Here is a 23,942-nt window from a genome sequence, read left to right on the forward strand (position 1 = left end):
ATATATTCAGCTCATTTAATTCATTCGCTGCGTCGATAATATCCATGTTATTTCTCGCTATTTGTTGGAGTGGCGATAGAGAGGTATAATATCTTCAACTCCCATCCAATCTATTTCCTGTGGATTAATTTCGCTAATCTCATCATGCAGCTCATCCATACTTCTAATCTTATATTTCCACGCCACAGGCTCCATATTTTCATATTCAGCGAGCTTTTCTACGGCTTTACATATTTTGATTATATTTTCTGGCGATATCGCTAAATCAAAATCAGTGACCTTAATTGCCAATGTATCTTTTGATTCATCATTATCTGACCTAATGAAAATAGAATATTCTGACAATACTGCTTCACTGCGCTTTTTCATTTCCCGCGCCAATTCAATCACATCATTGTTCATTTCTGGTTCTCCTTACATGTTTCCCATCCAGCTTTAAATGCTTCCCAATAATTCTGGGCTGGCATGTTAAAATAATTTCCATTACTATCTTTTTCTAATGCATTTTCAAAATAACGAAACTCAGTTAAAAGAAATTTCTCAAACGCTTCTCTGCATAAATCTGAATTAGTCATTATCATCACCTGTATATTTAATTTTACCTGTCAATATTCCATCAATTAATGTGCGCATTTCCCAGCACCAATAAAATGACTCGACATAAACAGATAATTTCCCGTGGTCATGTTGCTTGCGCTGAATAAACCGTTCCGCAGCTTCACGGGTTAAATGTGTATTTACTGTTTTGTAGTCGTATTTCCAATAGAAAATATATGAGTCCTCTAATACAAATATTATGCACTCAGCTTTTTCTTTATCAGATAGATCCCACCAATCAGACAAATATTCCTCTTGTGCGTAATTAAATATTTCCTGTTTCTTTTCATCATTTAAACGAGCTAATACGCCCTCTAGGGAATAATATCCTTTATCATCATAATATATTCCCACTTCGTCATCCTCAGAGCCGGTTACCCTAACTCGTTCTCTAACTGTAAATGATGGGTACGCCGTAAAATGCCGATCAACCCCTGCACCTTTGTGTTGATATTCTAGGCGCTTAACAAAATCATCCCATGTTTCACGGGATAATTCGCCGCCGTCTGCCAGTGATGTAAAATCAGTCATCATTTAAACTCCCTGCATATATTCGCTGCCCGTTCGCACATATCAGTATCAAACCAGCCGAAGTGACATTGGCTGGGGCTAATTTCCAGTTGACTTGCTAACCATTGATACGCCTCCGTGCGTTCTAAATTACGATTTCTAACTACATCATCGAAATACCGATGAGCCGATGCTCTGGCTCTTCGTGTCTTTTTATCCGCCAGTGACCCCATCGGGATATCCGTTCCCGGATGAATACTGACACGCGCACCACATGTCCAGCAGTGATACAGCCACGGCCATCTGCTGTCATGGATACGTTTAAACACATTCAGGTGATGCTCAATCATCACGTGTCTGCCACAATATCGGCAGTGGGTCGGAATGGGATAGGGGTCATTGACTCTCTGAATTGCTCTGGGATTTGGGTTCCACGGCGTGAACTGCATATATCCTCCCGTATTTTGGTTATAATAATCCTCCCGCCGCATAGCAGCGTAGTGATAGGGTTGGGGTTAAAATAGGTCTAACTAAAATATTTCGCAGGATTCAGAGCAGGAACCGGTATCAAATTGTTTGGCTGCAACCATTTCTCGGTAGAGGTTTTGATAATCTGTATTTGAATACATTCGGGCTATGCCATCTAATGACAAATTCCCTCTATACATTATTTCTTTAGGTGTTTTTCTATGACCATCCCTAACATGCTTCCCTTTAATGCAGTATTCTTCAAATACTCTTTTCATCATTGGTTCATCTTGACAGGCTAATCCTAGTTTTTTACTGCTTTTTTTGATGCAGAACATGCAATTACCTAAATGCTCCGGTGTTGTTAAATCAAATAATTGTCCTTTCCACCAATCTAAAATATCCTGCTTGTCAAAGTCAGAAATATCCGCCAGATAGCTCACCCCATCCTTGCGGGTTAATCTCCGTGGCTCATCCGCGCGAATACCAATCCATGTCTGATAATTACCCCGTCCAAAATGGTCATTGCAGTAATCCCGAAATGGCCTCAATTTCAGGCGGTCAGTGCAGAATGCCCCGCCGATATATGGCGTCCCATATTTTTTCACCATTTCCGTGAACGGTTTTAATATAGGCATCCGTGTCTGGATATCTTTCGGTTCCCAAATGATATAACCATTGGATGCGCCGAGTTGAGGATTGATATCAGCCTGTAATACAACTAACGGAATATCCCAGAAATTTACAACATTCCTGACAAATTTGTAGGTAAATGGGTGCTCCGCCCCTGTATCCATAAATACATAGCGAACATCCTCACCTTGTTTGCGGCGCTGCTCCATGAGATATACGAGGTACGCCGATGTCCTGCCACCAGAGAAACTGACAACATTGATCATGGTTATGTCCTAAATATGAGGTGGGGAATTTATTCAGCGCGTATTACGCAATTGGTATGGTTAGGATATTCGACAGTGATTTTTTTAATCAGAGCATCCTGCTCGGTTTTGCTCATCCTGAGCCATTTATCATATGTGCATAAATTAACTATGTGAGTAGGGGCCCGTGTATTGGGCGGCTCATAGATGTAGAGGTATACATTCTGATCATTCATTGGAGGTTCCTATTTGGATTGCCGAATGGTGTTAGAACGGTATGTCATCGTCAAAATCCACAGGTGGCTGGCCTTGTGGTTGTCGTGGTACTTCCAAGAACCCATTTGATTGTTGCCCTGAATAATGTTGAGCGTTTATTTTGCGTTCGTCCTTATCTTTCAGATTTGCAACCATTTTATCGATAGTGGTAGAGGGTAAACCCGCTACTTTTTCGGTAATGGTCTGGCGAGTATCAGGATAGAATGGGATACGGATATCCATTCCGTAAGTATCATCACCGTTATTTTTCGTCCTGAGTATTTTTTGTAATACCAACCCAACTCGCTTACCTGTGAATTCAGGTGCAACTATATTGTTGACTGAAACCATATGGCTTGTGACCTGACGGACGCCACAGCATCCCATAATGGCCTGCACCATACTTTGACCAAATGGATTAGCTGAGCCATCTTTCTTCTTGCAACAAATACTCAGATAACTGACCTTTCGCCCGTCATCTGCCTCGCCAGAGAACTCAATAAATTCTGCGCCATGCTGACTCTTAGTCAGTTTTGCCTCGCTAATGGTAATGACATACGCGCCGCTTTCGTTTATAAAACCTCCTTGTCCGGCACTCATTGCTGATTCTTGGTCATAGGTGAAAATTATATTATTCATGCTGCTACCTCATTTGTTGTGCGGGTTTCAATTCCGTAGTATTCACATATAGCGTCATCTACGGTTTTCAGATCGTTTTCAATTTCTGAGCTATCAAATAGCCCCATTGGTGATTTAACTGTGTCGAACCCGTTGTTTTGGGTCGTAAATAGATATTGTCCATCCCTGACGAGGGTTTTTAGTACGATAGTAAACATCCCTTCGACCGTGATTTTTTCATCTAGCATCTTGCCGATGGTTTTCATTTTCACCTTACCCATCTGGGTTTCTTCCGTGTGTGATAGGAAGTAAACCCGTAAATTATCCGGTGTCTTGCTGATTGCTGCGTTGATCACGTTCCATGCGTGAGAGCCTATTTCAGTGAATTTATCGAAGGATTTTTCTTCCGAACGGCGCATAAACTCATTCGCCATGAGGTATTGAAAATCGTCAACGATAACAACTGATTTCCCATATTTAGCAGCTCCCTTAATGACAGCTATGATTTGTTGCCAGCTATCTGTGGAGCAAATAGCACCGTCGGGATTGTCTTTATTAAAAGGCTTCCATGTTGCGGAGCGAAACGGCAATGGCTTCCTGACCGTTTGGATTAGCAACGTTTCTTCCGTGTTTAGGTTGCGTAAACTGGCACTTTTTCCTGTGCCAGACTCACCGAGGATCAATGTTGCAGTTCCCATATCTGACTACCTCACTAACCAATAATTGATGGTGAATTCAATATCAGGATCAATGTCAGGCTGCTTTAATAACCACGCAAAATAGCTGGGGTTATCTTTTTTAACCTCTTCAAATGTCATACCTTTGTGCTTGCCAAACTTGAACCTGTGCAGTAATGAGGGCTGGTTGCTAATATCCAGCATTTCATTATCAGTCCAACCCGATTCATCCTTGATACGTTTAAATAGTGCTGCTGTCACTATGCAGTCATATAGCGCCCTGTGCGCATGTAACCCATCCGGTACAAAAACATCCAGTTTTAGTGCATACCGTAGATATTGGTTGCTGTGACTTTCCATGTCAGGCCATAACCGTCTTGCTAGTTTTAGGGTGCAGAGAAACGGCGCATCCATTTCTGGCATCATCCGTGAATCAAAAGCGGCATTGTGGGCAACCAGAAAATCCGCCCCTTTGTATTTATCAATGACATCAGTAATAGATGGAAATCCCGTTACCATTTCATCCGTAATATGATGAACAGCCATTGCGCCAATTGAGATGGGTTTTAAAGGGTCTACAAAATGGGATTGTTTTTCAATGTAATTGATGATGTTGTCCACAATATCAATACTGGCTATTTCAACAATCCCGCTGTCCATGTCACATGTTTCTGTGTCTACTACTCTATAAATCGTCAATTTTAATCTCCTGTCCAGATACCACCATGACGGCGGTTAGGTGAATCACCACGATAGAAATCGTGTTCCGTGTGATGAGTCGCGTGATAATTCCGCCATGCTTGTCGTTCCTGTTCGGCGCGTTGCTCTGCCATGTGTTGTGGCAGCGGGGGGTGATTTAATGCGGCGTAATGATTGATGTTTCGTATCCGCTCTGCTTTAACCTGTTCTGCTATGGGCAGCACGGCGGGGTGAGAGGTATTACTGGTAATGGCGGCTACTAATTCCCTGAGATATTGTTGCCGCTCTGTCGGGTCTTTCGGCACGTAACACCCTGTCGAGCGCCGATAATACCCGTTCACGTGAAATCTCCCGCGAAATCTTGAGCACTGGCTGGCAATCCCTCCATACCCAACACCTCTCTCTTGTATTCCAGCTCCCTGTGTTCGGCTATTTGTTCGTCCGTATATTTACGTTTCTGCTGCTCATTCTGAGCACTGTAGGGGTTGTAATCGAAATGTCTCATAATGGAACCTCGGCGAGTTTGAGCGAACGTTGGTTATTTCGCTCCTTGAATTGCCGAATTTTTATCTCATCCATTAGATAATTCAGTTCGAATTCGGATAGCTCTAATTCCTGAGCCATTCGCGCCATTTGTTCCATGCCGTAGCGTTTTTTAATTGGGAATGTTGCTAATGACATTGCTATTTCTCCTAAACCGGAATAAATACAACTATTGAGATGATGAGTAATACAATGCAGCGCTTCCATACGCGCCGGTTCCTGACTGCCTGTGGTTTTTTGGGTACGACTGCGCACCCATCAAACATGTTGTTACGCACGTAAAAATCCCTCGCCGGTGAAAACGATTAATGATTTATGGTTTATGGTTTGAATTATTTAGAGGTTAGAGAAATAAGCGCCTTGGCGTGCAGTTCGGCGGATTCGCGGTCAAGGTGGATTAGGCCACATTGTAAGTAATGCATATCGCTATCATCATTAGTCCATATTAGCGATGCGTTTTGTATCACCCAATCATCAATATCAGGAACATAATATCTTGTATATTTTTCTAAAGGCTCACTCACTGGCTCAGGTACATCATATTCCCCGATTTTGATAATGCGGGGTTTTAGGCGGTACGCAAATGAGTGATTGAATGAAATATCAGATATACAAAATTCCCATTTGTTATTTACTTCATACTTAACCTGAAAATACTCCCACGGTTTATCAGTAATATGAGCCAATCTAGCGTACTCAGATATTAAATCTGCGTGAATGTGTTTAGGCATTATTTACTTTCCTATATTCAGGTAATAAAAAGCCCCGCATTGGCGAGGCTGTTATTTGTTTATTGACTTTCGTATTGCATTAATTATTTCTTGGCACTTATCAATTGCAAATAACAATGATTTCTTATCTTCACATATCAATACTGATTTATATCCATCATCGGTAAATTCAAATAATGTCATTTCTACAAAATTACCACTTTCACCAATACCCTCAACCCGCATTTTTAAATTTAATTCCATTATTACCTCCTATTATCAACTCACCACAGCCCACTCGGAAATGAGCTGGAGTTAGTCAACTGAGAGCCGCCCATTTACGATAACATGCGCGTTGATTCCAACATAATTGCGTCAAACTACGACGAATTTCAGAGCGCGGGGCATGAGACACAGCCCGCCCGCGATAATATTCAAAAGATTCTTTACATTCAGCTGCAAATTTCATTGGTGTAGTCATATTTATACCCTCACTATTAGTTATTATTGCGCCTGCATGTTTAACATCTCGCAGTCACCCCGCCCGACTCCAGACGACGGCGGGACTTGGTTTTGGTTGAATAGAGGGCGACTTCTGGTAGGCAGCAGTTGTTGAAACTAGGTTCTTGCGGCTCATCGCCTTTAACCTGAAGAATCAGACTGGCTATTACATTCGCGCTGTCGGATTGTTTACGTTTGAGCGTTAATACCTTGCGTGGCTCAGTTTCAACGCCGAATGCCTTATCAATGATATTTTCCAGTGTTTTTATTTCAGACTGACGGATATTTTCTTCTAGACGATGACGGGTCATTAAATTGCCGCGTTCCAGATGGCGCTGCATTTTGGAACTTAAACGACCAGTCTTAGATAAAACAGTGATACGTTCCATTTGATTACCCCTAATTAGTAATTTTTGGGGCGCAGTTAATAAACTGAGAGGCTTTTAATATTTGCACACCTCCAAATGAGTTGCACAAACTTTCCAGACTCACTGTGTCTATCCTTAGACTCTGCTAACCACGCCCCAAAAATCACTTTGGGAAGGGACTCTCCACACGGGCGGAGCATTCATTGTAGGTATTGCTTTGGTATCGAATCATCTACCTCTTCATATGCCGGTAGCGGCTACTTCGTGGGCGTCCTGCCTGTTCGTTGATATTAAAATTACAAGAAAGTTTGTATTTTGTAAACAAGTAAATTTGTAGTTTTTCTTGTTTTTAAATTAACTAATTGATTTTTAATAAAATAAATTTTTGTTCGAATTGAATATTGTGATTGCGGTCACTAATCGACCAAGGAAAGGAAGCAGACAGGCACAAAAAAGCCCTCGCGAGAGGGCTGGAGGGTTAATTAATCTTCATCATCAAATAAATGGTTGTACTCACCGTACGCCATCAACTCTGGATCATAAATATACCCAGATTTCTCTATAATTCTTTTTTTCTTGAAAAGTTTATATTGACGCTGTGCGTGCTCATTAGCTTCATCACGTAGAGCCGCACCATTTCTACTATCAGGAAGGAGTTCGTATTCGTTAAATAAAAGTAGTTTATCAATATGCTCATTTAACGATCTCATTGTCATTTGTTTCCCTTTAAGTGCTGTTGTTTCTGCATGTAAAAGGAACTGCTCTGACAAAAGATTCATTCTGTATAATTCTGTTTCTTTGAGGTAATTTTTCCCAACAGTTACTTCTTTTTGTGTTGGCGACACTCCTGCAAAGGTACTGAGACCCATATTATCATCTTCATGGTTTGCTCTATCTAGAATCAATCTTGCACTTACCATCCCAGTGATTGCATAGTGAAACTTGTCTTGCATTTTTGAGTAGAAATTTCTAACTTCTTGAGACCTGCTGTCATAATCAGATGCACTTTCTTTAAAACAATATTTTAACTTATCATATACATGGCGCTCATCAGCTCTAATAGCTCGAATTTTTGCAGCAAGTTCATTTGTCTTTTCTGGAGATTCTCGTAACGCCTTTTCATTGATAACAAAGCCATCACGAAGGTATGATTTTATTAACTCAGAAGCCCAGCGCCTGAATTCAACCGCTCGACGACCATTAACACGAAACCCTATAAAGGTGACCATATCTATATTGTAATGGTATATTGTTCTGGTAACTCTCCTGTTCCCCTCATTTCGAACTAGTCGGAATGGGCGACATGTTGAAGAGGGTTCTAATTCACCATCATTATAGATGCTAGTTATATGCTCTGAGATTGTATTTCTTTCAACATCAAAAAGCTTGGCAATTTGCTTTTTTGTCACCCAAACTTCTTGAGTTTCTCTATCTATCTTGACGTCAATTAATTGACCATCTTTTTGATAAACTTCAACTTTAAAATCAGGCCCACAATTTTTTGACATTGAAATTTCCTTTATTCTCTAGATTTCAACAACCATTCCTAGTGCGTAATCGAATATAATCCAAGTTTTTAGATTGGACATAAGACCACTAGATGCGTGTGGCCTATATTAAGAATATGATCAGCATAACATTTCATAATGTTATGATTTACAGATGAAAAACCTTTTGCTAACCTGCTTTATTGCCATGTTTCGCCAGCATCTCGGCGAAAATTGCAGCAAAATGAGCTGATTTTACCTTCAGTTCACGCAGAAAACGAGAGGCTTCTTCTGCGGGTAAACTATCAAATAAATCTAGCAGCTCTTCCTGTTCCTTGGTTAATTTTCTATAGTTTGGTGGGATATTAATATCAGTTGAGTGTATTGATATTTTAGGTAACTGTGGCATTTCTTCCACAATAGGCTCACCAGTTCCATATTGCAGCCATTCTAATGAGCATTTCAAAGCCTTGGACAATTCGAGCAAAAACCGTGGCCTCTTTGTCGCACCACTTTCTAATTGTTGAATTGACTGCTGCTTAACGCCAGCAAGAGCAGCCAACTCCACTTGAGTTAGGTTTAGCTCAACTCTGCGATTTCTGACGCGCTCTGAAATTGACATATGTACTCCTGTGTCTAATCCCTAATTTTCACAAGAAAAGTTGTATTTGACAAACAAGCAATTTTGTTCTTAAATACAAGAAATTTTGTATAGGAGGTACAATGGATACATTGTCGGAACGCATGAAAGCCAGACGTTCAGAAATGAACATGACTCAATCTGAACTTGCCGCAATTGTCGGCATTAAGCAACAGTCAATTCAACAAATAGAATCAGGAGCGATTAAACGTCCTAGATTTATTTTAGAAATTGCTAATGCTCTCAGGTGTGATCCAACATGGCTCATAAACGGTAATCACAACACAATTGCATAACCCGCGCAAGTTACGCGCATTCACAATGAATGCTCCGCCCGTGTGGAGAGTCCCTATCAAGCCATTGGTAGGCTAAAAACCATAACTGAACCTCTTAAAGAGGGGCAGTTCCTATCAATTTGCACGCCGATATTTTCGGTACGCAAATCTGCATGTCGATATTTTAATGTTCAAATTATACCCATCATCTATCTCAGGATAGTTGATCTCTCTTTTTATTTTCTAAACAAAGTTTAACTGTAATTTCACTTTAGGAATTTTACGTACCTGAATAATCACAAGCCTTGGTGAAAATGATAATCAAGGAATAATAAAATGAGTATGATTTTAATGGCTAAGGCCATGCAGATTAAAGTCGGTAATCCGTCAAGGAAGCTGGTACTGATTAAATTAGCCGATAACGCCAATGATAAAGGCGAATGTTTTCCATCTTACCAACATATCGCAGATCAGTGTGAAATGAGCCGCAGGAGTGTGATTAGTCACATTGATGATTTATGTAAACAAGGTTTGGTCAAAAAGGTTTATCGAAAGGGTGAAAAAGGCAATTCATCCAATATTTACATCTTAGATTTAGATGGTGCAAAAATTTCACCCCCTAGTGAAAATTCTGCACTAGGGGTAGTGAAAGAATTTCACCACCCTAGTGAAAATATTGCACCACCCCCTAGTGAAAATTCTGCACCCAGAACCAGTCACTCTTTTGAACCAGTCAATGAACCTATAAAAACAATAGCGAAAGTCGCTAAAGCTCCTCGTGGGAAAAGTAAATATTCGTTCAGGGGAGAGGTAATAAAACTCAGTCAAAAAGACTATGCCAATTGGAAAAAGATTTACCCTCACATCGATCTGGATACTCAATTGCAACGACTGGATATCGAATTTCAGGCCGAGATGCCGAAGAACTGGTTTATTACTGCCAGCCAAAAATTGAATTACCAGAATAGCCAACAATCCAGTCGCCATAAGTTCCATGCTAGTCGTATTACTCAACCTGTTCGTACAGAGCAGTTTATATCGGAGGACTTTTGATGAGCATAAAAACACTGGCTCGTTTTCGTCAGATGATGCCTGAACATATCAAACCAAAATTTACTGATCCGAAAGAGTTAATGGCGTGGCATCGTAAACAGGGGGAGATTGACTCAAAACGCATTGCCGAAGAGAACCGAGTTAACCGACTGAATAGGATCATGGGGCGTTCTGGTATCAGCCCGTTACACCAAAACTGCACGTTTGATAACTACGTCACAACCACCCCTGAGCAGCAACAGGCACTGGCAAAATCGCGTCGGTATGCTGAGAGCTTCGGTCGCTCATTCGGTGGGTTTATTTTCAGTGGTAATCCCGGTACGGGGAAAAACCATCTGGCCGCCGCTATTGGTAATCACCTAATGCAGAACGGGCGGAGCATCCTGATAGCTACTCTGCCTGATTTGATGATGCGAGTACGTGAAACCTACCAGAAAGACACGAAAATCAGTGAATCAGCATTGGTTGATGATTTATGTGCTGTTGATTTGCTGGTGCTCGATGATGTCGGCGTACAGCGTAATAACCTGAATGAGGATTTAATTATTTTTCAGGTAGTGGATCGGCGTCTGGCAAACAAAAAACCGGTTGGCGTGCTGACGAATTTAGATTTTGAGCAACTGACTACAGTTTTGGGTGAGCGAGTTATTGATCGTCTACGAATGGGTACACCCACCGTAATTAATTTCAACTGGCAAAGTTACCGCCGCCAAGTCAAATAACCCCACCATAAGGACTTTTGAGATGAAAAAGGCTAAAAAAGGAACAAAGAATTTACTAATTCGAGTATCAATAGCGTCTTTCGTTTTGGTTCCCCTCTTAGTAATTATTATTCTCACGTGGCCTATCCAGCAATTGAATAAATCCTCCAATTGGTTATTCCAGAGAGTTTATAGATTTGTGATAACTAACTATTTCGAAAGGGTAAAATAATGAAAATCAAAACATCGAAACTAACGGGACGGGCGTTGGATTGGGCTGTTGCGTTGGCTCAGGGGTGGCAAAAAATGGCGGATTACAACGGATACTCAACACCTAATGGCGTGGTGCTAGTCTCTGAATATGCTCCGTCGTGGGATTGGGAAGTGTGCGGGCGGTTGATTGAGGAATTCACAATGGATTTAACTCCAGTCATAGGTGGGACTTATTGTGCTGGATCATCAATTACAGATGGTGCGCTATGTCCTGATGATTATGTGCACATAGATATGTACGGAGATACTCCTCAAATCGCCATTTGCCGCGCTGTAGTCGCTGCAAAATTGGGCGACGAGGTTGAGATACCTGATGAACTACTGGAGGCAGAATGAAATACCAAATCACAGCCACTATCATCCGAGCTGGTAATTATTTGAGTGATCTTGTTTGTCAAAGGGTGGGAGTATGAGACAAAAAATTAAACCATGTCCGTTTTGTGGAAGAAATAACGTCGATATTGGTTATGTAGGGGATGAGTCAATTGGTGAGCATGATGCATGGATTGAATGCCTTGATTGTGACGCGAGGGGTTCAGCTTCATATGGTAACGAGAGTAAATATAACGCATGTAAAAATGCAATTAAATTATGGAATAAAAGAGAGGGCTGATGGAAAAGCAGGTCTTTCTGCTTAGAAATGCGAACATACTCAAAAACCTAATAGCCTCTCTCAATAAATTATCCCTCAACGACGAATTCCCTATTCAAGTCACCCTATCAGATTCAAGCTGAACACTACCGCAGAACGACAAGTTCCATGCGTTATGTGGTGACGTCTCTAAACAGGGGATTGAGTGGGCTGGCAATACGTGGAAGACACCGGAATGGAAATGCATTTTTGTTTCTGGTCACGCTAAAGCGACAGGAAAAGAAGGGCAGATCATCGCAGGGCTGGAAGGTGAACTGGTGCCGTTGGCAAGGGAAAGTACCGCCAGAATGAGTGTAAAGCGCATGAGCAGTTTAATTGAATATTCACAGGCATGGGCTGTATATCAGGGCGTCAAGCTTACAGAGAAACGCTACACGCTGAACTATTACGGTCATAAGGTTTAAATTAAGTGGAGGCAGGATGAATGTTAAAGATATTTCTCAGCATCCCAATAAATTAATCGGTGAGCTTTATGAAGAAAACAACCGATTACGCAAACAATTATTGATAACCAGACAGAGCTTAATTGGCGTTAATTCTCGCTTGGACGCCGCACAGCGTGAGCTGAGTTTACGGAATTTCGATATCAGTTGTATACCGCCGATTCCTATATCACCACAGATTAGAAAATGGATGGATGAATATGGTGTGCCGTGGGAAGCACTGTATTGCCAGATCTGCCGGAATTGGTTTTCTGATTTAGATAGTGCATTTCCATACCATGTAGTCTCTTCTAAATTAGGCGACGAAGTTGACATCCCTGATGAACTACTGGAGGCAAAATGACAGACAATGTTGTTCCCCTTAAATTCAGCAAAGATAAAAAAATCAGCATTAGCACCTCAGTCACTTCCAAAACATCCGAGCAATCCCGCTGCAAACATCTAGCAATAACAGTCAATGAGCAGTACCGTACCATCAAATGTAGTCGGTGTGGTTGTTATGTCGATGCATTTGATTATCTGCTGGCGCAGGCGTATCGAGCTGAACACGCGGTGCGAGAAATTCAAGAGTTGGTCAAGCGGCGGGATGATCTGAGAGTCTCATGCGACAAGCTACAACGGGAAGAGAAGAACATAAAAGTTCGATTGCGGGGCGCTAAAACACAACTGCAATTTCTGGAAAACGATATCAAGAGGGCAAATGACAATGGCTAGAACAGCAATTGAACGACTGAACAATTCAGCAGGCCATAATTACCAGTGGTCAGCAATGTGTCAGGTTCACATCTGTAAAAAATGTGGCACAACAGAGCACCGCAGCGGTTGGTATTGGTGGGCGGGTTACAAATCGAAAGTTGAGCCGCCGTGTGCATACAATCCACAAATTGATAGCGCAGAAATGCGAAACTGGTGTGCAGGCAATGCAACTTATGAGGGGTTATAACGGGGGTTAGGCATGGATAATTTCTGCCTGCATGAATCGAATAAAAAACTATTTTACGACAACCTGAAACAACTACTCGCCACTCATCAAAAACTCAGTATCTCAGTCAAGCCCTACAAGCCCAAACGCACTCTCTCTCAAAATAACCTTTCCCACAAATGGTACGACGAAATCAGCAAATATCTGATTAAGTCAGGTCGTACATGGATGACGCCGGAAAAGGTTAAACACGATTTAAAGGCAACCTATTTGGGCTTTGAGGAAATTAAGTACACGGATTTTGTGACTGGCGAAATATATACAAAAGAACAATTGCGGAAGACATCGGAACTGGACACCGGGGACATGTATCAGTACATGAGCCGGGTTGAAGCATGGTGTGCTCAGTTTGGTCTGGCACTGACAATTCCGCATGACAGCGAGTACATGAAACTCAAACAGGAGCAGGAACGGTGAAATACCTCATATTCATCGAATTTTGGTTCGCATTATCACTAATGATGGGACTGGCGTTAGGGGGATAGGATGGCAAATTTACGGAAAGAAGCACAAGGCCGAGAATGTCAGGTCAGGATACCGGGCATTTGTAACGGAAACAGTGAAACCGTGGTTCTGGCTCACTATCGGATGGCAGGCATTTGCGGTACAGGAATGAAACCGCCTGACCTATTCGGGGCGTGGGCATGTTCAGCGTGTCATGATGAAATAGACCGCAGAACGAGACTGACAGATACAGACTATGCACACATGGCTCATTTAGAGGGTGTAATCAGGACGCAATCAATATTGCTATCGGAGGGTAAGATTTGACGTGAAAGTCTATGATATATCGCCCGTCCCCAAGCCACGGATGACACAGGCGGACAGATGGCGAAAACGAAAGCCGGTATTAAATTACTACGCCTTCAAGGATGAAGTCAGACTCAACAAAATCACCCTTCCCGAATCGAATTACCACATCATCTTTGTACTACCCATGCCGCCAAGCTGGAGCAGGAAAAAGCGCTCAGAAATGAACGGCAAGCCACACCAACAAAAACCCGATAAAGACAATCTTGAAAAAGCGTTGCTTGATGCCGTCTTTGATGATGACTCTCGCATCTGGGATGGTCGGGTTACGAAGATCTGGGGTGAAAAGGGGCAAATTATTATCAGGGAGCTGGAGACATGACATTCACCGATCTAACCACCGTCATTGAGGAGGCGCGGTGGATGAGAACTAAATCCGGTCATCATCGTTGCGTCATACAACAATCTAATGGGGAGATGGTTATCAGAGAAGAGCGAAAATTAAATACAAACATTGTCATGTATTCCACCTATTACGACAGGGTTCACACAGTATTGCCGGAGGTGAGATGAGGGATATTAACAGCTACAGGCATGTAGCCAATACGCCAAGGAAATCATACCTAGGTAAAGTGCGCAGATTAACGCCAGCACAGGAGCGATGGGTCAAAGCGATCTTATCACTATGGGCTGATGAAATGGGGGGGGCAGCCTATTCTGGGGGATATGGTGGTGGCTGCGATGGAATCTGGCGATTTGTCAGCGGATGGTCAGGAGAGCAGCAAGAGAAGTTTATGGATGTATTCGATAGCCTAAGAACTGCCGGATATAGAGGGGAAGAACTGCTGAAAAAAGCCCACATGATTTTATTTCCCAAGCAATCACTCAGCAACATGTTTCAACGCGCCAACGATGTAGATGAAGCTGATTTTGTAGAACAGGCTATATTGAAAGCTTTTAGTAAGTCTAGCCCCGTATATGTCCTCGCCACTGATTATTATCTTCGCAGAAACACTGTGCAAACTCTCGCAAATTATATGCAGAGTGATATCGCTCCGTGGTTAACCATCAAGCAATGTATTGATCGGGTGAAATGGTGCATTAGTTTATTTCATGCAAAAGTCTATATGGTTTTACAGGATGAAATAGTAAGAGAACGCTCACAAAAAGGAATAGAGACAATAAATATTTCTGAAATAACTTGAAAATAAGTTATGGAAGTGTATATTTTAGGTATGCTCGGAGCAAGAAGCGAAAGAGCGGGTAACAAGGCAAATCGGGGCGGCGCTTGTTATCGATTCCGCCCAGTTGGTCACTTCGATTTAGGTCTGGGACTCCAACCACTCCAGCTGAGAGGTCGGAATAATTCCCAAGCCTCGCACTCGCGGGGCTTTTTGCTATCTACCCGTAGTAAATCCAACTACCTAAGAATCCTCGGTAGTTCAAAATCCCGTAATAGTCCGGGATATTCAGAGGAATATTTCAAGAAGGCAAAACACATTGTCATGGTGACAATGTTATCTTGCGTCTGGTGTCAGAGTGATATCCCTGACCGTCAGCCTCACGAAACGAGGCTCAACTCGATCATGGTCGGACAGCACCCTATAATGTTGTTAAATCAATGCGTTACATGTGATTTTGGGTGATATGAGCAGCACCTCGATCAAGGCTAGAGAACACCCCTTCATGCTAGATAAATCAATGTGTTAATGTGATTTCCGGTGAAAAAAAGAACACCCCATGAAAGATGAATTCGATGGCTTTATTCAACTCCTGCAAAATATGCAGTAGTTCAAAATCCCGATATGGTAATCCCCATAACGGAACAAATTCAAATAGTTAGGAATTACGAACAGCTCATTATTCAAGGCTGCGCATGGCGTGGCTTTTTTTGTTTTGTGAGGCGCTTTATGGAAATATCCATAATTACGTTAATTTCCCTTAGTGTATCAATGTTTAGTTTTGGTTGTGTGTTTGGCCTCATGCTAAAGCGTGACTGATAAGTAATGTCAACAACATAGCTCCAAATCTGCCACCGCAATCACTTCCAGAACCTCAGTCTCTCCTATTGCGGCTGGCAACCTATTAACTCACTAGCGAGGTGAATGATGAATATCGAAGTCTCCATGCCACAAAAATCTAACCGGATTGATAGAGCTAAGCTCGAACTAGCGAAAGAAGGTAACGGTGATTTTAGCGCGGCTATTATTAATACACTGACAGCTAAAGTTGTTGTTGCTGGCATTAGTGATGTACACGGCTTGAAAGTCTCATTTGAATATTCAGAAGACTTTGTAACGGATGAAGTTACCTTGAAAGCATTTAATGACAGAGCAGTGGCTTTTGCTGAGAAGACGATGAAGGATTTAAAAATCCCCAAATGATTGGGGGTTGGTATGATTAGTTTTCTTTTTTGATCATATCAAAATACATATTATCAGCTTTGGCATATATGGACGATAAGGCTCTTGCGTGTTTTTCCTTATGAAGAGATTTGTCTGATTTAAACAATTTATCCATATATTTAGTGATCCTTGCACGCAAATCGCCTGCATTTTCCTCGGCCTCTGCCATTGAGATCGCCAGTAAAAACGCAAGTTGATACTCGACTAATTCGTTATCCATGATTTTCCTTTTTAGAGGTAATCAGCCATCCCTCCAATTGTTGGTTAATCTTTGGCTGACCTAACAGCTTACCTTAACTATCAACCCATTACTTTTAACCGACTCACAGGGGTAACCATCGTTCACCCCACGGACGCCCATTGTTCAGATGGGGTGGAATATGAAGATGAAAGAAAATCCTGACTTATGGGCTGACATATTAAACGGCCTGAAAAACTCATGGCCGCAAATATCCGGCTCTGTTTTGGCTGCCTTGATTTGCTACGGGCGCCTGATTTATGACGGCGTGGAACGAAAGAACCGCTGGGTCGAGGCACTCTTGTGTGGTGCGCTGTCATGGAGTGTATCCAGTGGGTTAGAGATGTTCGGCATTCCTGCCAATTTTGCACCGGCTATCGGCGGTGCCATTGGTTTTATTGGTGTTGAGAAGCTGCGGGAATATGCGCTGCGTGCCATTAACAAACGTTTGGGAGATAAACAGTGACCAGAGGTATTAGGAACAACAATCCGGGCAATATCCGCCACGGTGACCAATGGCAGGGACTGTGCAGCAGGCAGACTGATAAGTCATTCTGTCAGTTTATCGCACCAGAGTACGGTATTCGGGCGATGCTCAAAATCCTGCGCAATTACGTGAAACTCTACGGCGATAATACCATCCGCCAGTTTATTTCTCGCTGGGCACCACCAAATGAGAATGACACTGAGAGTTATATTACCTATGTGAGCCAAACAGTCGGTGTATCCAGCCATGCAGTGATTGATGTTAACGATAAATCCATCATGACAGCATTGACTAAGGCGATGATACAGATGGAGAACGGCAAGCAGCCTTATTCTGAGGCAACGTTTGAAAAAGCGTTTGAGTTGCTATGAAGTTCAACACTCAATACCTGGCTTACGGCTATCTGGCGGTTCTTTCTACTTTGGTCTGGTTTGGCTACGGCAAATATCAGGACAAAGCCAAAGAATACGCTAGGTTAAAGCTACAGTATGACGAGCAGGTCATCGCGATAAATGAGCAGCAAGAGCAAATCAAGCACCTCACAGAGTTAGACACCAAACACATTCAGGAACTCGCCAATGCCAAGACTAAACTTGATGAGCTTAGCGATACTCTGCGCGCTGACATTAAGCGCGTGTACGTCAAAGCCGAGTGTCCCGTGTCTGAAACCGCTGCCCCCTCCGGCGTGGATGGTTCAAGACCCGCCCGACTGGCGAAAGACGCTGAACAGGATTATGTACGTCTCCTCGGAGAACTCGAAACCCTTGAAGCCCAGCTCCTCGGATTGAGGGATTGGGCGAAGACTGAATGCAGAGGAAATAATGGAAAACCAACACCGTAAAATTACGGGTTACCGTGAATTAACCCAAGATGACATTGATTGCATGAACAAGATTAAGGCACTTGGAGAGGAACTAGGTAAGCTCTATGACTATCTTGTGGTTACCAACACACAAACGGGCAGTCATCAAATTGATATGCGTTGGCTGAATGAAGGCCGTACGGACTTGCAAAAAGGGATTATGTGCTGGGTTCGTGCAGTGGCCCGGCCAATGACATTCTAATCACCACCCCAGAATCATTTGCTCAGGAGTGGCAGGAGTAGGTTAAGGGCGTGGTGTTGGTACTCGTTTGAGTGGTTGATGTTTTAGTTCTTGAATGAGTTGGTGTTATTTATCAATATAAAGTAATTATTCGTTTTTGAGTTTAATTGATGTATACTGGTTTTTTATACAGTCACAATGAAGGAGGAGGGAATGTTTTTAAACAAATTTGCTCGTCTTGCATTAACTGCAACTTCTGTGGCTCCTGTATGCATCACATTGGCCTATTTGTCTCTTATCCAAAAAAACCATATCATGCTTGGTGTATATATAGCTATAGGAGTTATAAGTGTTTGTTTCTGTATTTTTATATTGAATTATTCTATTCATCATTCAGAACAAACAAAAAAGAATATAAAAACAGCCACTCCGGCTAACAAAGAAGTAACTAATTACTTTTTGACATATTTATTTCCATTACTTAGTACGTCTGGAACATTTCTTGACTGGAAAATTGCTGCATTCTTTTACATTAGTTTGCTTATTTATGTTTCTTTCTCTGAGGGTTATAGTTTTAATCCGTTGCTATCATTCTTCGGTTATAAGTTTTATGAAGCAGAAGATGAGACGGGTGTTAGTTTTGTATTGATTACCAAAACAGATTTATTTTCAGTGAATAACGATAGATTAGATGTTATAAAGCTAACAGCTCACACATACATTGTTGTTTAATTCACAAAGGAAATTACTTATGGAATTATTTGCTATAACCGACACTGGTAAAATTGTGAGGGTTATCACAGACTCAACGACACAAAGATCTGTAAGTACCTTGTTTGAAAAACAAAAAGAATATTTTGAAAATAATTACACAACATCTGTAGAGTTTAGTGGCGGTTATATTACCAGTCCTGCGGAGTATTTTTGCATTGATAATTTTGATGATGTTATAGGTGTTCTTGATGCAATTCAGACTCCTACCTCAATTCAAGAGTGGAGTCCTCAGGAGATATCTATTTTTAACATAAAAGCATTGTTTTCTGGTGAAATTATTTCATCTGAAACAGGTGTCAATATAAAAGCTTATCTTCAATGTTTTGATAAAAGGCAAATAATAGATAATAAAAAAACATTGTTTCATAGTATATTTCAAGATAAAAATACCTTTAAATTGTCTGATTCCGATGGTTTGGTTATCGATAATAAGTTAACTGCAATACTTGAAAATAATAAATTAAAATTCAAAAGTTTTCATATGTTGAGAAGAATATTCGATGTCGATGGATATTTTAAAGAAGCCACTGATGATGATTTAAGGGCATTTTCGAATCATGAGCATTTCCATATTACAAATGGATTTGACCTTACAAGTGTCGCAGATACTGTAATAAGGAAGAAAGTATCATTGATAAATAAATCAAGAGTCTTAGAGGATTACACTGTAGACGATTTGTTATCCATAGCGAAAGTAAATGACGTAACTCTTGATTTAGAGATATATGAAGATGACGGTGAAAAGAGAATTGCAATGCCACAAGAAAAAAAACACATCAAGAGGCTATTGAGTTTTTTGGATGAGGACTATTTCACTTCACAAATTACCCAGACACTATATCAGACAAACTCTAAGAAAAAAGTGAAAAAAACTTAGTGTAGTTGCTATCTCACAATGAATGATGATCATTAAATCACTCTAACGCTTTAGTTATCACCAAACCCCAAGCCATCACATCCCGTGGTGGTTTTTTTATTCCTCTACCCATTCCCTTGAGTGGTTAAAGAAATAACCCATGCTGCCACCCGTTCCCATCGCGTACCCAACGCACACGGGATGGTGGCATTTTTATTTTCACCGCGCACCGAAAGCGCCAATCTAAACATCGAACCCCTATTTAGGAGTGAGCCTTTGAGGAGTCAGCTTGCTGATGCTCTTCGATGGGCTGATTTCCTATTTCGGCAAAGGTTCATTACCTAAGTAAGGATAAGCATCGTGAGTACAGCATTAACTTTCAAAGAAAAAGAAGTGATCCCTTTTGACAATGGCGATGGGAAAATTTGGTTTACGGGTAAACAAGTTGCTCAGTTATTGGATTACGCCAAAACCAAATCAGTAACCAATCTGTATAACGCTAATTCCGATGAGTTCACTTCAGCCATGACCGAGGTCATTACAACAGTGACCTCGAAAGAATCAATTACTTATAGAAATTTGAAGACGCGGGTTCGTATATTTTCATTGCGTGGACTCTATCTGTTGGGAATGTTGGCTGACACTCCTGTTGCAAAGGAACTACGTAAATGGGTGCTGGATTTAATAGAAAAGGAAAGCCAGCCACGAGATTTGTCCTTGATGGATATGGAGAGCCTCAAAGAACTGACCATCGGTGAAATGCAAAATCGTCTGGTGGCTGCCAATAAATGGTCATTCGACAACTTCGGGCGCAAAGGCAGTGATTTGATGAACTTGCGCAAGCGTCATCTCAAGAAAATTCGTAAGGCTGAGAAGGCCATCCTTGAATTATCACAGCTTGCTTTGCCTGGACTGGACGAGTTCCCCGATGAGGAAGAACCCGCATGAACCACGAGCAATTTATCGAGAAGAACGTACAGGCCGAGTTAACCAAGCTCGGCTTTTCTTCATCCATTGCAGGAATGGCGAGTGACCGTGCAAAAGAATATTACCGCCGCTCTGCGTCAGCCAGCAGGAAAGGTAAGCTGTTTGATGACTGTTTGGACATCGCCAAGGCGTGGGCGAGCAAGTATTCGGCAGAAAAACCAAGGAAGCGGTGATTTTACAAAATTCTGCAAAGCATCCAATAAACGGGTGCTTGATAGAGTTTTGTGTAAGTTTTTGACGGGTGTGGTTAATCAAATCACCGGCGTTTAACCATAAATTCAATTCACGTCTAGTCGTTTGTTCTGAATGAGGTAAATATGAAAAAAGTCCTTATCGAAACTCAAAAGGCAGGTGACTACTCAGTAATCACAATGGCTATTGGAAGCGTAGTTGCCATTTATAAGCGCGCAGGCAATACATCATGTTTGAAAGTAAGTGGTCGCGGTAATGTCCGTCAGGTTAAGGCATTGTTTCGTGAATTTGTGCGCAGTGCCGATCCTGCGCTGATTTAATCGAGACACGGCAGACTATCAGCGGAAGTGTTTATCAAAATACAAACCGAGCCAGTTGCTTATTCTGAATTCAACTACAGAGAGGTAAATATGCCTGAGCACCAGATACCACCGGGACTGCGTCCGATCAGACCTGTGCCTGATATCGCTCCTAAAGAAGAAGCTAAGGCTAAGATGTTGCTGGATATCGTCAAACTCAAGCGATACTACGGACTCAATCACGAAGAATTAGAGCAGGTCATGAAGATGGCTTGTGAATTATCGAAGTAAGGGAAGGAAATGGCACAAAAGAAACTAAAGCTCACTGACGAGCAGCAAGTTCTCTTTGATGCCCTAACAAAACAACAGCAGCAATTCGTGTTAGGCATCTTAAAAGGACTGAATCAGATAGATGCCTACAAGCGGGCGGGATACAAGGCTAAGAACGAAAATACAGCCAGTGTTTCAGCCAGTCAGATCTTCGGAAATCTTAAGGTCAAAGCATTTCTTAACTCAATGAACCAACAAGCCGTTTCTGAGGCTGTTATGAGCCGTCAGGAAGCCTTAGAACGCTTATCAGCAATGGGGCGTGTTTCTATTCACGATATCGCCGACTTCCGTAACAGCCAGATAGGGGAAGATGACGAGGGTAAGCCTGTGTTCCAGGCTACATGGCAATTTAAAGATAGCGCTTTGCAGAACCCGGCAGCACTCAGTGCTATTTCTGAATTGACCACAGGTAAAGATGGCATCAAGCTGAAACTCCATGATCCGAAATCAGCCATCAAGCAATTGGCGGAACTGCTCGGCTGGGAATCAGCGAAGAAAGTTGATTTGAGTTCTAGTGATGGCTCGATGACGCCGAACCCTATCAACCTCAGCCACCTGAGTTTTGAGCAGCTACTGGAATTAAGAAAAAATCGTGAAAAGTAGCCCAATTTAACATAATGGCTCTTATCCGAACATGCGATTTTGAGTTCAGTTAAATTCGCTACCCAAACGGTTAAAACTTCAAATCTTCTCGTCAAATTCAGTATCTTTATTTGTTAATAATTTGTTATCAAAAACACGAAAATCATTTCGATGAGATTTTGGTGCGAACGGCTTATTTTTCTCACTTTGGATGTTGGTATGGATATGGATAATGCAATGCTGGATGAGGCCATTGAGCGAGAGATCGCCCGGCGCAATTTGCATGAGTTCATTCAGTACATAAACCCTGACTATATCACCAGTGATTTCTCTCGACAGGTCTGTGCGGCACTGGACGAATTTTTGATTGATATGATGGCGGGTGAGCGACCAATATTGATATTGGGTGCGCCGCCACAGCATGGTAAATCAGATATTGTTTCACGTTATCTGCCTGCGTATTTCTTTGGTAAGCACCCAGATAAACGTGTCGCTGGGCTGTCATATGGTAAAGATCTAGCCTCTGATATGAACCGTGATGTGCAGCGCATCATGATGAGTGAGGAGTATCGCAATCTATTTCCGGCGTCATCATTGAATCCAAAGCGGGTTGTGACTGTTGCGACTATGGCGAAGAGAAACAGCGAAACCTTCGAGATTGCGGGTAACAAAGGCTCGTATATCGCGGCAGGGGTAGGTGGGCCATTGACGGGTAAAAAGGTTGATTTAGGTATCATTGACGACCCGATTAAAAACGCCCAAGAAGCATTAAGCCCGACCACCAAAAATGCCATCTGGAACTGGTACGTTTCCACTTTCAAGACACGTCTATCAAAAAATAGCGGTGAGATCATCATGGCGACTCGTTGGGCTACCGATGATTTATCCGGCAAAGTAGTTGAAATCAGCTCAAAAGCGAAGGTATTAGCCTTTCCTGCCATCAATGAACAAGGGGAAGCACTGGTGCCGGAACTGCACCCGATAGAGAAACTGATTGAGACTAAGGCGATATTGGGTGATTACTTCTGGTCAGCGATGTACCAGCAGTCACCGAAGCCCTCTGGCGGGACGATTTTCAAGGAAGATTGGGTGAAATATTATCTACCTAAAGAGTTACCTGAGAAATTCGACCGGGTTATCCATAGCTGGGATATGACGTTTAAGGATGGTGAAGGCACCGATTACGTCGTCGGTCAGGTCTGGGGCAAGAAAGGGGCAAACTCCTATTTACTACATCAAACACGCGCACGGATGACGTTCACTGAGACACTGCAAGCCGTTAAAAAGCAATCAGCAGACTTTCCCGAAGGTCGCCGTAAATTGGTGGAAGATAAAGCTAATGGTCCTGCTGTCATTGATTCACTCAAAAGTACTGTATCAGGCCTGATTCCAATCGAGCCGGACGGAAGTAAGATTGCCCGTGCTCACGCAGTTACCGCTGAATGGGAAGCAGGCAATATTTTCTTACCCCATAAAGACATTGCGCCGTGGGTGGTAGATGCTGTCAATGAAATCACCACGTTCCCCGTGGGTGCCCATGATGACGTGGTGGACTGCATGACACAGGCCATACGCGACTTGTATCAGAAACGACGCGGTATCAGCATGAATCAGGAAATTATTAATCAGGCGATGCGCAATTCACGTCACTCTACTCGTTGGTAAACAT

At 42.1% G+C, this 23,942-nt stretch carries 43 protein-coding genes and 1 pseudogene; 27 read left to right on the plus strand and 17 right to left on the minus strand.

Going from position 1 to position 23,942, the window contains the following annotated elements; all coding sequences use genetic code 11:
• Nucleotides 1-57: 57 nt before the first annotated feature.
• The 16 genes from ACE1SE_RS07275 to ACE1SE_RS07350 all read right to left on the minus strand — a co-directional run bounded on the left by ACE1SE_RS07275 (nt 58) and on the right by ACE1SE_RS07350 (nt 8,933).
• The gene (locus ACE1SE_RS07275; protein ID WP_374051040.1) at nt 58-402 is read right to left on the minus strand and encodes a hypothetical protein; all 345 of its coding nucleotides are present in this window, start codon (nt 400-402) and stop codon (nt 58-60) included.
• Nucleotides 399-575, minus strand: a complete 177-nt coding sequence (locus ACE1SE_RS07280) for a hypothetical protein (RefSeq protein ID WP_374051039.1) — start codon at nt 573-575, stop codon at nt 399-401. The genes ACE1SE_RS07275 and ACE1SE_RS07280 overlap by 4 nt, the downstream gene beginning before the upstream one ends.
• On the minus strand, nt 568-1,131 hold the full coding sequence (locus tag ACE1SE_RS07285) for a hypothetical protein (protein ID WP_374051038.1): 564 nt from the start codon (nt 1,129-1,131) through the stop codon (nt 568-570). Before ACE1SE_RS07285 ends, ACE1SE_RS07280 begins: the two co-directional genes overlap by 8 nt.
• Entirely contained in the window at nt 1,128-1,556 is a 429-nt protein-coding gene (locus ACE1SE_RS07290) for a zinc-finger-containing protein (RefSeq protein WP_374051037.1), read from the minus strand. The genes ACE1SE_RS07285 and ACE1SE_RS07290 overlap by 4 nt, the downstream gene beginning before the upstream one ends.
• Before the next feature lie 81 nt (nt 1,557-1,637).
• Entirely contained in the window at nt 1,638-2,474 is an 837-nt protein-coding gene (locus ACE1SE_RS07295; protein ID WP_374051036.1) for a phosphoadenosine phosphosulfate reductase domain-containing protein, read from the minus strand.
• Nucleotides 2,475-2,720: 246 nt separating this feature from the next.
• Complete coding sequence (locus ACE1SE_RS07300; RefSeq protein WP_374051035.1) at nt 2,721-3,347, minus strand: DUF669 domain-containing protein; 627 nt, start codon at nt 3,345-3,347, stop codon at nt 2,721-2,723.
• Nucleotides 3,344-4,024: a DEAD/DEAH box helicase family protein gene (locus ACE1SE_RS07305; RefSeq protein ID WP_374051034.1), complete on the minus strand. Its 681-nt coding sequence runs from the start codon at nt 4,022-4,024 to the stop codon at nt 3,344-3,346. The genes ACE1SE_RS07300 and ACE1SE_RS07305 overlap by 4 nt, the downstream gene beginning before the upstream one ends.
• Nucleotides 4,025-4,030: 6 nt before the next feature.
• The gene (gene exoX / locus ACE1SE_RS07310) at nt 4,031-4,696 is read right to left on the minus strand and encodes an exodeoxyribonuclease X (RefSeq protein ID WP_374053619.1); all 666 of its coding nucleotides are present in this window, start codon (nt 4,694-4,696) and stop codon (nt 4,031-4,033) included.
• Between the two features lie 8 nt (nt 4,697-4,704).
• A complete protein-coding gene (locus ACE1SE_RS07315; RefSeq protein ID WP_374051033.1) occupies nt 4,705-5,043 on the minus strand; it encodes a hypothetical protein in 339 nt (112 codons plus the stop codon).
• The gene (locus tag ACE1SE_RS07320; RefSeq protein WP_374053267.1) at nt 5,040-5,207 is read right to left on the minus strand and encodes a hypothetical protein; all 168 of its coding nucleotides are present in this window, start codon (nt 5,205-5,207) and stop codon (nt 5,040-5,042) included. The genes ACE1SE_RS07315 and ACE1SE_RS07320 overlap by 4 nt, the downstream gene beginning before the upstream one ends.
• A complete protein-coding gene (locus tag ACE1SE_RS07325) occupies nt 5,204-5,500 on the minus strand; it encodes a hypothetical protein (RefSeq protein ID WP_374053268.1) in 297 nt (98 codons plus the stop codon). The genes ACE1SE_RS07320 and ACE1SE_RS07325 overlap by 4 nt, the downstream gene beginning before the upstream one ends.
• A 77-nt stretch (nt 5,501-5,577) precedes the next feature.
• Nucleotides 5,578-5,976 carry a hypothetical protein gene (locus ACE1SE_RS07330; protein ID WP_374053269.1) on the minus strand — a complete coding sequence of 133 codons (399 nt, stop codon included), beginning with the start codon at nt 5,974-5,976 and terminating at the stop codon, nt 5,578-5,580.
• 51 nt (nt 5,977-6,027) lie between these two features.
• Nucleotides 6,028-6,219 carry a hypothetical protein gene (locus tag ACE1SE_RS07335; protein WP_374053270.1) on the minus strand — a complete coding sequence of 64 codons (192 nt, stop codon included), beginning with the start codon at nt 6,217-6,219 and terminating at the stop codon, nt 6,028-6,030.
• Between the two features lie 257 nt (nt 6,220-6,476).
• Nucleotides 6,477-6,845, minus strand: coding sequence for a transcriptional antitermination N peptide (locus tag ACE1SE_RS07340; RefSeq protein WP_374053271.1), 369 nt, complete (start codon nt 6,843-6,845; stop codon nt 6,477-6,479).
• 461 nt (nt 6,846-7,306) lie between these two features.
• Nucleotides 7,307-8,332: a RhuM family protein gene (gene rhuM / locus ACE1SE_RS07345; RefSeq protein ID WP_374051024.1), complete on the minus strand. Its 1,026-nt coding sequence runs from the start codon at nt 8,330-8,332 to the stop codon at nt 7,307-7,309.
• 169 nt (nt 8,333-8,501) lie between these two features.
• Complete coding sequence (locus tag ACE1SE_RS07350) at nt 8,502-8,933, minus strand: helix-turn-helix domain-containing protein (RefSeq protein WP_374053272.1); 432 nt, start codon at nt 8,931-8,933, stop codon at nt 8,502-8,504.
• A gap of 101 nt (nt 8,934-9,034) precedes the next feature.
• Here ACE1SE_RS07350 and ACE1SE_RS07355 point away from each other — a divergent pair, with 101 nt between their 5' ends.
• The 15 genes and pseudogenes from ACE1SE_RS07355 (at nt 9,035) to ACE1SE_RS07425 (ending at nt 16,464) form a co-directional block, all read left to right on the plus strand.
• Entirely contained in the window at nt 9,035-9,247 is a 213-nt protein-coding gene (locus ACE1SE_RS07355; protein WP_374053273.1) for a helix-turn-helix domain-containing protein, read from the plus strand.
• Nucleotides 9,248-9,562: 315 nt separating this feature from the next.
• Nucleotides 9,563-10,279: a helix-turn-helix domain-containing protein gene (locus ACE1SE_RS07360; RefSeq protein ID WP_374053274.1), complete on the plus strand. Its 717-nt coding sequence runs from the start codon at nt 9,563-9,565 to the stop codon at nt 10,277-10,279.
• Entirely contained in the window at nt 10,279-11,001 is a 723-nt protein-coding gene (locus ACE1SE_RS07365; RefSeq protein ID WP_374053275.1) for an ATP-binding protein, read from the plus strand. Before ACE1SE_RS07360 ends, ACE1SE_RS07365 begins: the two co-directional genes overlap by 1 nt.
• A gap of 210 nt (nt 11,002-11,211) precedes the next feature.
• On the plus strand, nt 11,212-11,589 hold the full coding sequence (locus ACE1SE_RS07370; RefSeq protein WP_374053276.1) for a phage protein NinX family protein: 378 nt from the start codon (nt 11,212-11,214) through the stop codon (nt 11,587-11,589).
• A gap of 73 nt (nt 11,590-11,662) precedes the next feature.
• Complete coding sequence (locus ACE1SE_RS07375) at nt 11,663-11,866, plus strand: Lar family restriction alleviation protein (protein ID WP_374053277.1); 204 nt, start codon at nt 11,663-11,665, stop codon at nt 11,864-11,866.
• Nucleotides 11,867-12,003: 137 nt separating this feature from the next.
• Nucleotides 12,004-12,309, plus strand: a pseudogene (locus tag ACE1SE_RS07380) (recombination protein NinB); the annotation flags it as partial.
• 16 nt (nt 12,310-12,325) lie between these two features.
• Nucleotides 12,326-12,691, plus strand: coding sequence for an SH3 domain-containing protein (locus ACE1SE_RS07385; RefSeq protein WP_374053278.1), 366 nt, complete (start codon nt 12,326-12,328; stop codon nt 12,689-12,691).
• Complete coding sequence (locus ACE1SE_RS07390; RefSeq protein ID WP_374051018.1) at nt 12,688-13,062, plus strand: hypothetical protein; 375 nt, start codon at nt 12,688-12,690, stop codon at nt 13,060-13,062. The genes ACE1SE_RS07385 and ACE1SE_RS07390 overlap by 4 nt, the downstream gene beginning before the upstream one ends.
• Nucleotides 13,055-13,291 carry a hypothetical protein gene (locus tag ACE1SE_RS07395; protein WP_374053279.1) on the plus strand — a complete coding sequence of 79 codons (237 nt, stop codon included), beginning with the start codon at nt 13,055-13,057 and terminating at the stop codon, nt 13,289-13,291. The genes ACE1SE_RS07390 and ACE1SE_RS07395 overlap by 8 nt, the downstream gene beginning before the upstream one ends.
• 12 nt (nt 13,292-13,303) lie before the next feature.
• Nucleotides 13,304-13,747: a NinB/YbcN family protein gene (locus tag ACE1SE_RS07400; protein ID WP_374051016.1), complete on the plus strand. Its 444-nt coding sequence runs from the start codon at nt 13,304-13,306 to the stop codon at nt 13,745-13,747.
• A gap of 69 nt (nt 13,748-13,816) precedes the next feature.
• Nucleotides 13,817-14,101, plus strand: a complete 285-nt coding sequence (locus ACE1SE_RS07405; RefSeq protein ID WP_374051015.1) for a DUF1364 domain-containing protein — start codon at nt 13,817-13,819, stop codon at nt 14,099-14,101.
• Nucleotide 14,102: 1 nt separating this feature from the next.
• A complete protein-coding gene (locus ACE1SE_RS07410) occupies nt 14,103-14,462 on the plus strand; it encodes a RusA family crossover junction endodeoxyribonuclease (RefSeq protein ID WP_374053280.1) in 360 nt (119 codons plus the stop codon).
• A complete protein-coding gene (locus ACE1SE_RS07415) occupies nt 14,459-14,653 on the plus strand; it encodes a hypothetical protein (RefSeq protein WP_374051013.1) in 195 nt (64 codons plus the stop codon). Before ACE1SE_RS07410 ends, ACE1SE_RS07415 begins: the two co-directional genes overlap by 4 nt.
• A complete protein-coding gene (locus ACE1SE_RS07420; protein WP_374051012.1) occupies nt 14,650-15,285 on the plus strand; it encodes a hypothetical protein in 636 nt (211 codons plus the stop codon). Before ACE1SE_RS07415 ends, ACE1SE_RS07420 begins: the two co-directional genes overlap by 4 nt.
• A gap of 900 nt (nt 15,286-16,185) precedes the next feature.
• Nucleotides 16,186-16,464 (plus strand): hypothetical protein, encoded by a 279-nt coding sequence (locus tag ACE1SE_RS07425; protein WP_374051649.1) that lies wholly within the window; start codon nt 16,186-16,188, stop codon nt 16,462-16,464.
• A 16-nt stretch (nt 16,465-16,480) separates the two neighbouring features.
• Here ACE1SE_RS07425 and ACE1SE_RS07430 read toward each other — a convergent pair whose 3' ends face one another.
• On the minus strand, nt 16,481-16,705 hold the full coding sequence (locus ACE1SE_RS07430) for a hypothetical protein (protein ID WP_374053281.1): 225 nt from the start codon (nt 16,703-16,705) through the stop codon (nt 16,481-16,483).
• A 160-nt stretch (nt 16,706-16,865) separates the two neighbouring features.
• On the opposite strand from ACE1SE_RS07430, the gene ACE1SE_RS07435 reads away from it, so the two are divergent.
• The 12 genes from ACE1SE_RS07435 to terL all read left to right on the plus strand — a co-directional run bounded on the left by ACE1SE_RS07435 (nt 16,866) and on the right by terL (nt 23,938).
• Nucleotides 16,866-17,189 carry a phage holin, lambda family gene (locus tag ACE1SE_RS07435; protein WP_374051647.1) on the plus strand — a complete coding sequence of 108 codons (324 nt, stop codon included), beginning with the start codon at nt 16,866-16,868 and terminating at the stop codon, nt 17,187-17,189.
• Complete coding sequence (locus ACE1SE_RS07440) at nt 17,186-17,581, plus strand: structural protein (RefSeq protein ID WP_374051646.1); 396 nt, start codon at nt 17,186-17,188, stop codon at nt 17,579-17,581. The genes ACE1SE_RS07435 and ACE1SE_RS07440 overlap by 4 nt, the downstream gene beginning before the upstream one ends.
• Nucleotides 17,578-18,051 (plus strand): lysis protein, encoded by a 474-nt coding sequence (locus ACE1SE_RS07445; RefSeq protein WP_374051328.1) that lies wholly within the window; start codon nt 17,578-17,580, stop codon nt 18,049-18,051. The genes ACE1SE_RS07440 and ACE1SE_RS07445 overlap by 4 nt, the downstream gene beginning before the upstream one ends.
• On the plus strand, nt 18,032-18,274 hold the full coding sequence (locus ACE1SE_RS07450; RefSeq protein WP_374051009.1) for an Acb2/Tad1 domain-containing protein: 243 nt from the start codon (nt 18,032-18,034) through the stop codon (nt 18,272-18,274). The genes ACE1SE_RS07445 and ACE1SE_RS07450 overlap by 20 nt, the downstream gene beginning before the upstream one ends.
• A gap of 192 nt (nt 18,275-18,466) precedes the next feature.
• On the plus strand, nt 18,467-18,985 hold the full coding sequence (locus tag ACE1SE_RS07455) for a KwaA family protein (protein ID WP_374051008.1): 519 nt from the start codon (nt 18,467-18,469) through the stop codon (nt 18,983-18,985).
• A 19-nt stretch (nt 18,986-19,004) separates the two neighbouring features.
• Nucleotides 19,005-19,904: a Kiwa anti-phage protein KwaB-like domain-containing protein gene (locus ACE1SE_RS07460; protein ID WP_374051007.1), complete on the plus strand. Its 900-nt coding sequence runs from the start codon at nt 19,005-19,007 to the stop codon at nt 19,902-19,904.
• A gap of 339 nt (nt 19,905-20,243) precedes the next feature.
• On the plus strand, nt 20,244-20,831 hold the full coding sequence (locus ACE1SE_RS07465) for a BRO-N domain-containing protein (RefSeq protein WP_374053282.1): 588 nt from the start codon (nt 20,244-20,246) through the stop codon (nt 20,829-20,831).
• On the plus strand, nt 20,828-21,043 hold the full coding sequence (locus tag ACE1SE_RS07470; RefSeq protein ID WP_374053283.1) for a hypothetical protein: 216 nt from the start codon (nt 20,828-20,830) through the stop codon (nt 21,041-21,043). The genes ACE1SE_RS07465 and ACE1SE_RS07470 overlap by 4 nt, the downstream gene beginning before the upstream one ends.
• A gap of 144 nt (nt 21,044-21,187) precedes the next feature.
• Nucleotides 21,188-21,382, plus strand: a complete 195-nt coding sequence (locus tag ACE1SE_RS07475; RefSeq protein WP_374053284.1) for a hypothetical protein — start codon at nt 21,188-21,190, stop codon at nt 21,380-21,382.
• Between the two features lie 90 nt (nt 21,383-21,472).
• On the plus strand, nt 21,473-21,652 hold the full coding sequence (locus ACE1SE_RS07480) for a hypothetical protein (protein WP_374053285.1): 180 nt from the start codon (nt 21,473-21,475) through the stop codon (nt 21,650-21,652).
• 9 nt (nt 21,653-21,661) lie between these two features.
• The gene (locus ACE1SE_RS07485; protein WP_374053286.1) at nt 21,662-22,294 is read left to right on the plus strand and encodes a terminase small subunit; all 633 of its coding nucleotides are present in this window, start codon (nt 21,662-21,664) and stop codon (nt 22,292-22,294) included.
• A gap of 198 nt (nt 22,295-22,492) precedes the next feature.
• The gene (gene terL / locus ACE1SE_RS07490; RefSeq protein WP_374053287.1) at nt 22,493-23,938 is read left to right on the plus strand and encodes a phage terminase large subunit; all 1,446 of its coding nucleotides are present in this window, start codon (nt 22,493-22,495) and stop codon (nt 23,936-23,938) included.
• The last annotated feature ends 4 nt before the right edge of the window (nt 23,939-23,942 follow it).

The organism is Xenorhabdus taiwanensis (assembly GCF_036512875.1).
Classification (GTDB): domain Bacteria; phylum Pseudomonadota; class Gammaproteobacteria; order Enterobacterales; family Enterobacteriaceae; genus Xenorhabdus; species Xenorhabdus taiwanensis.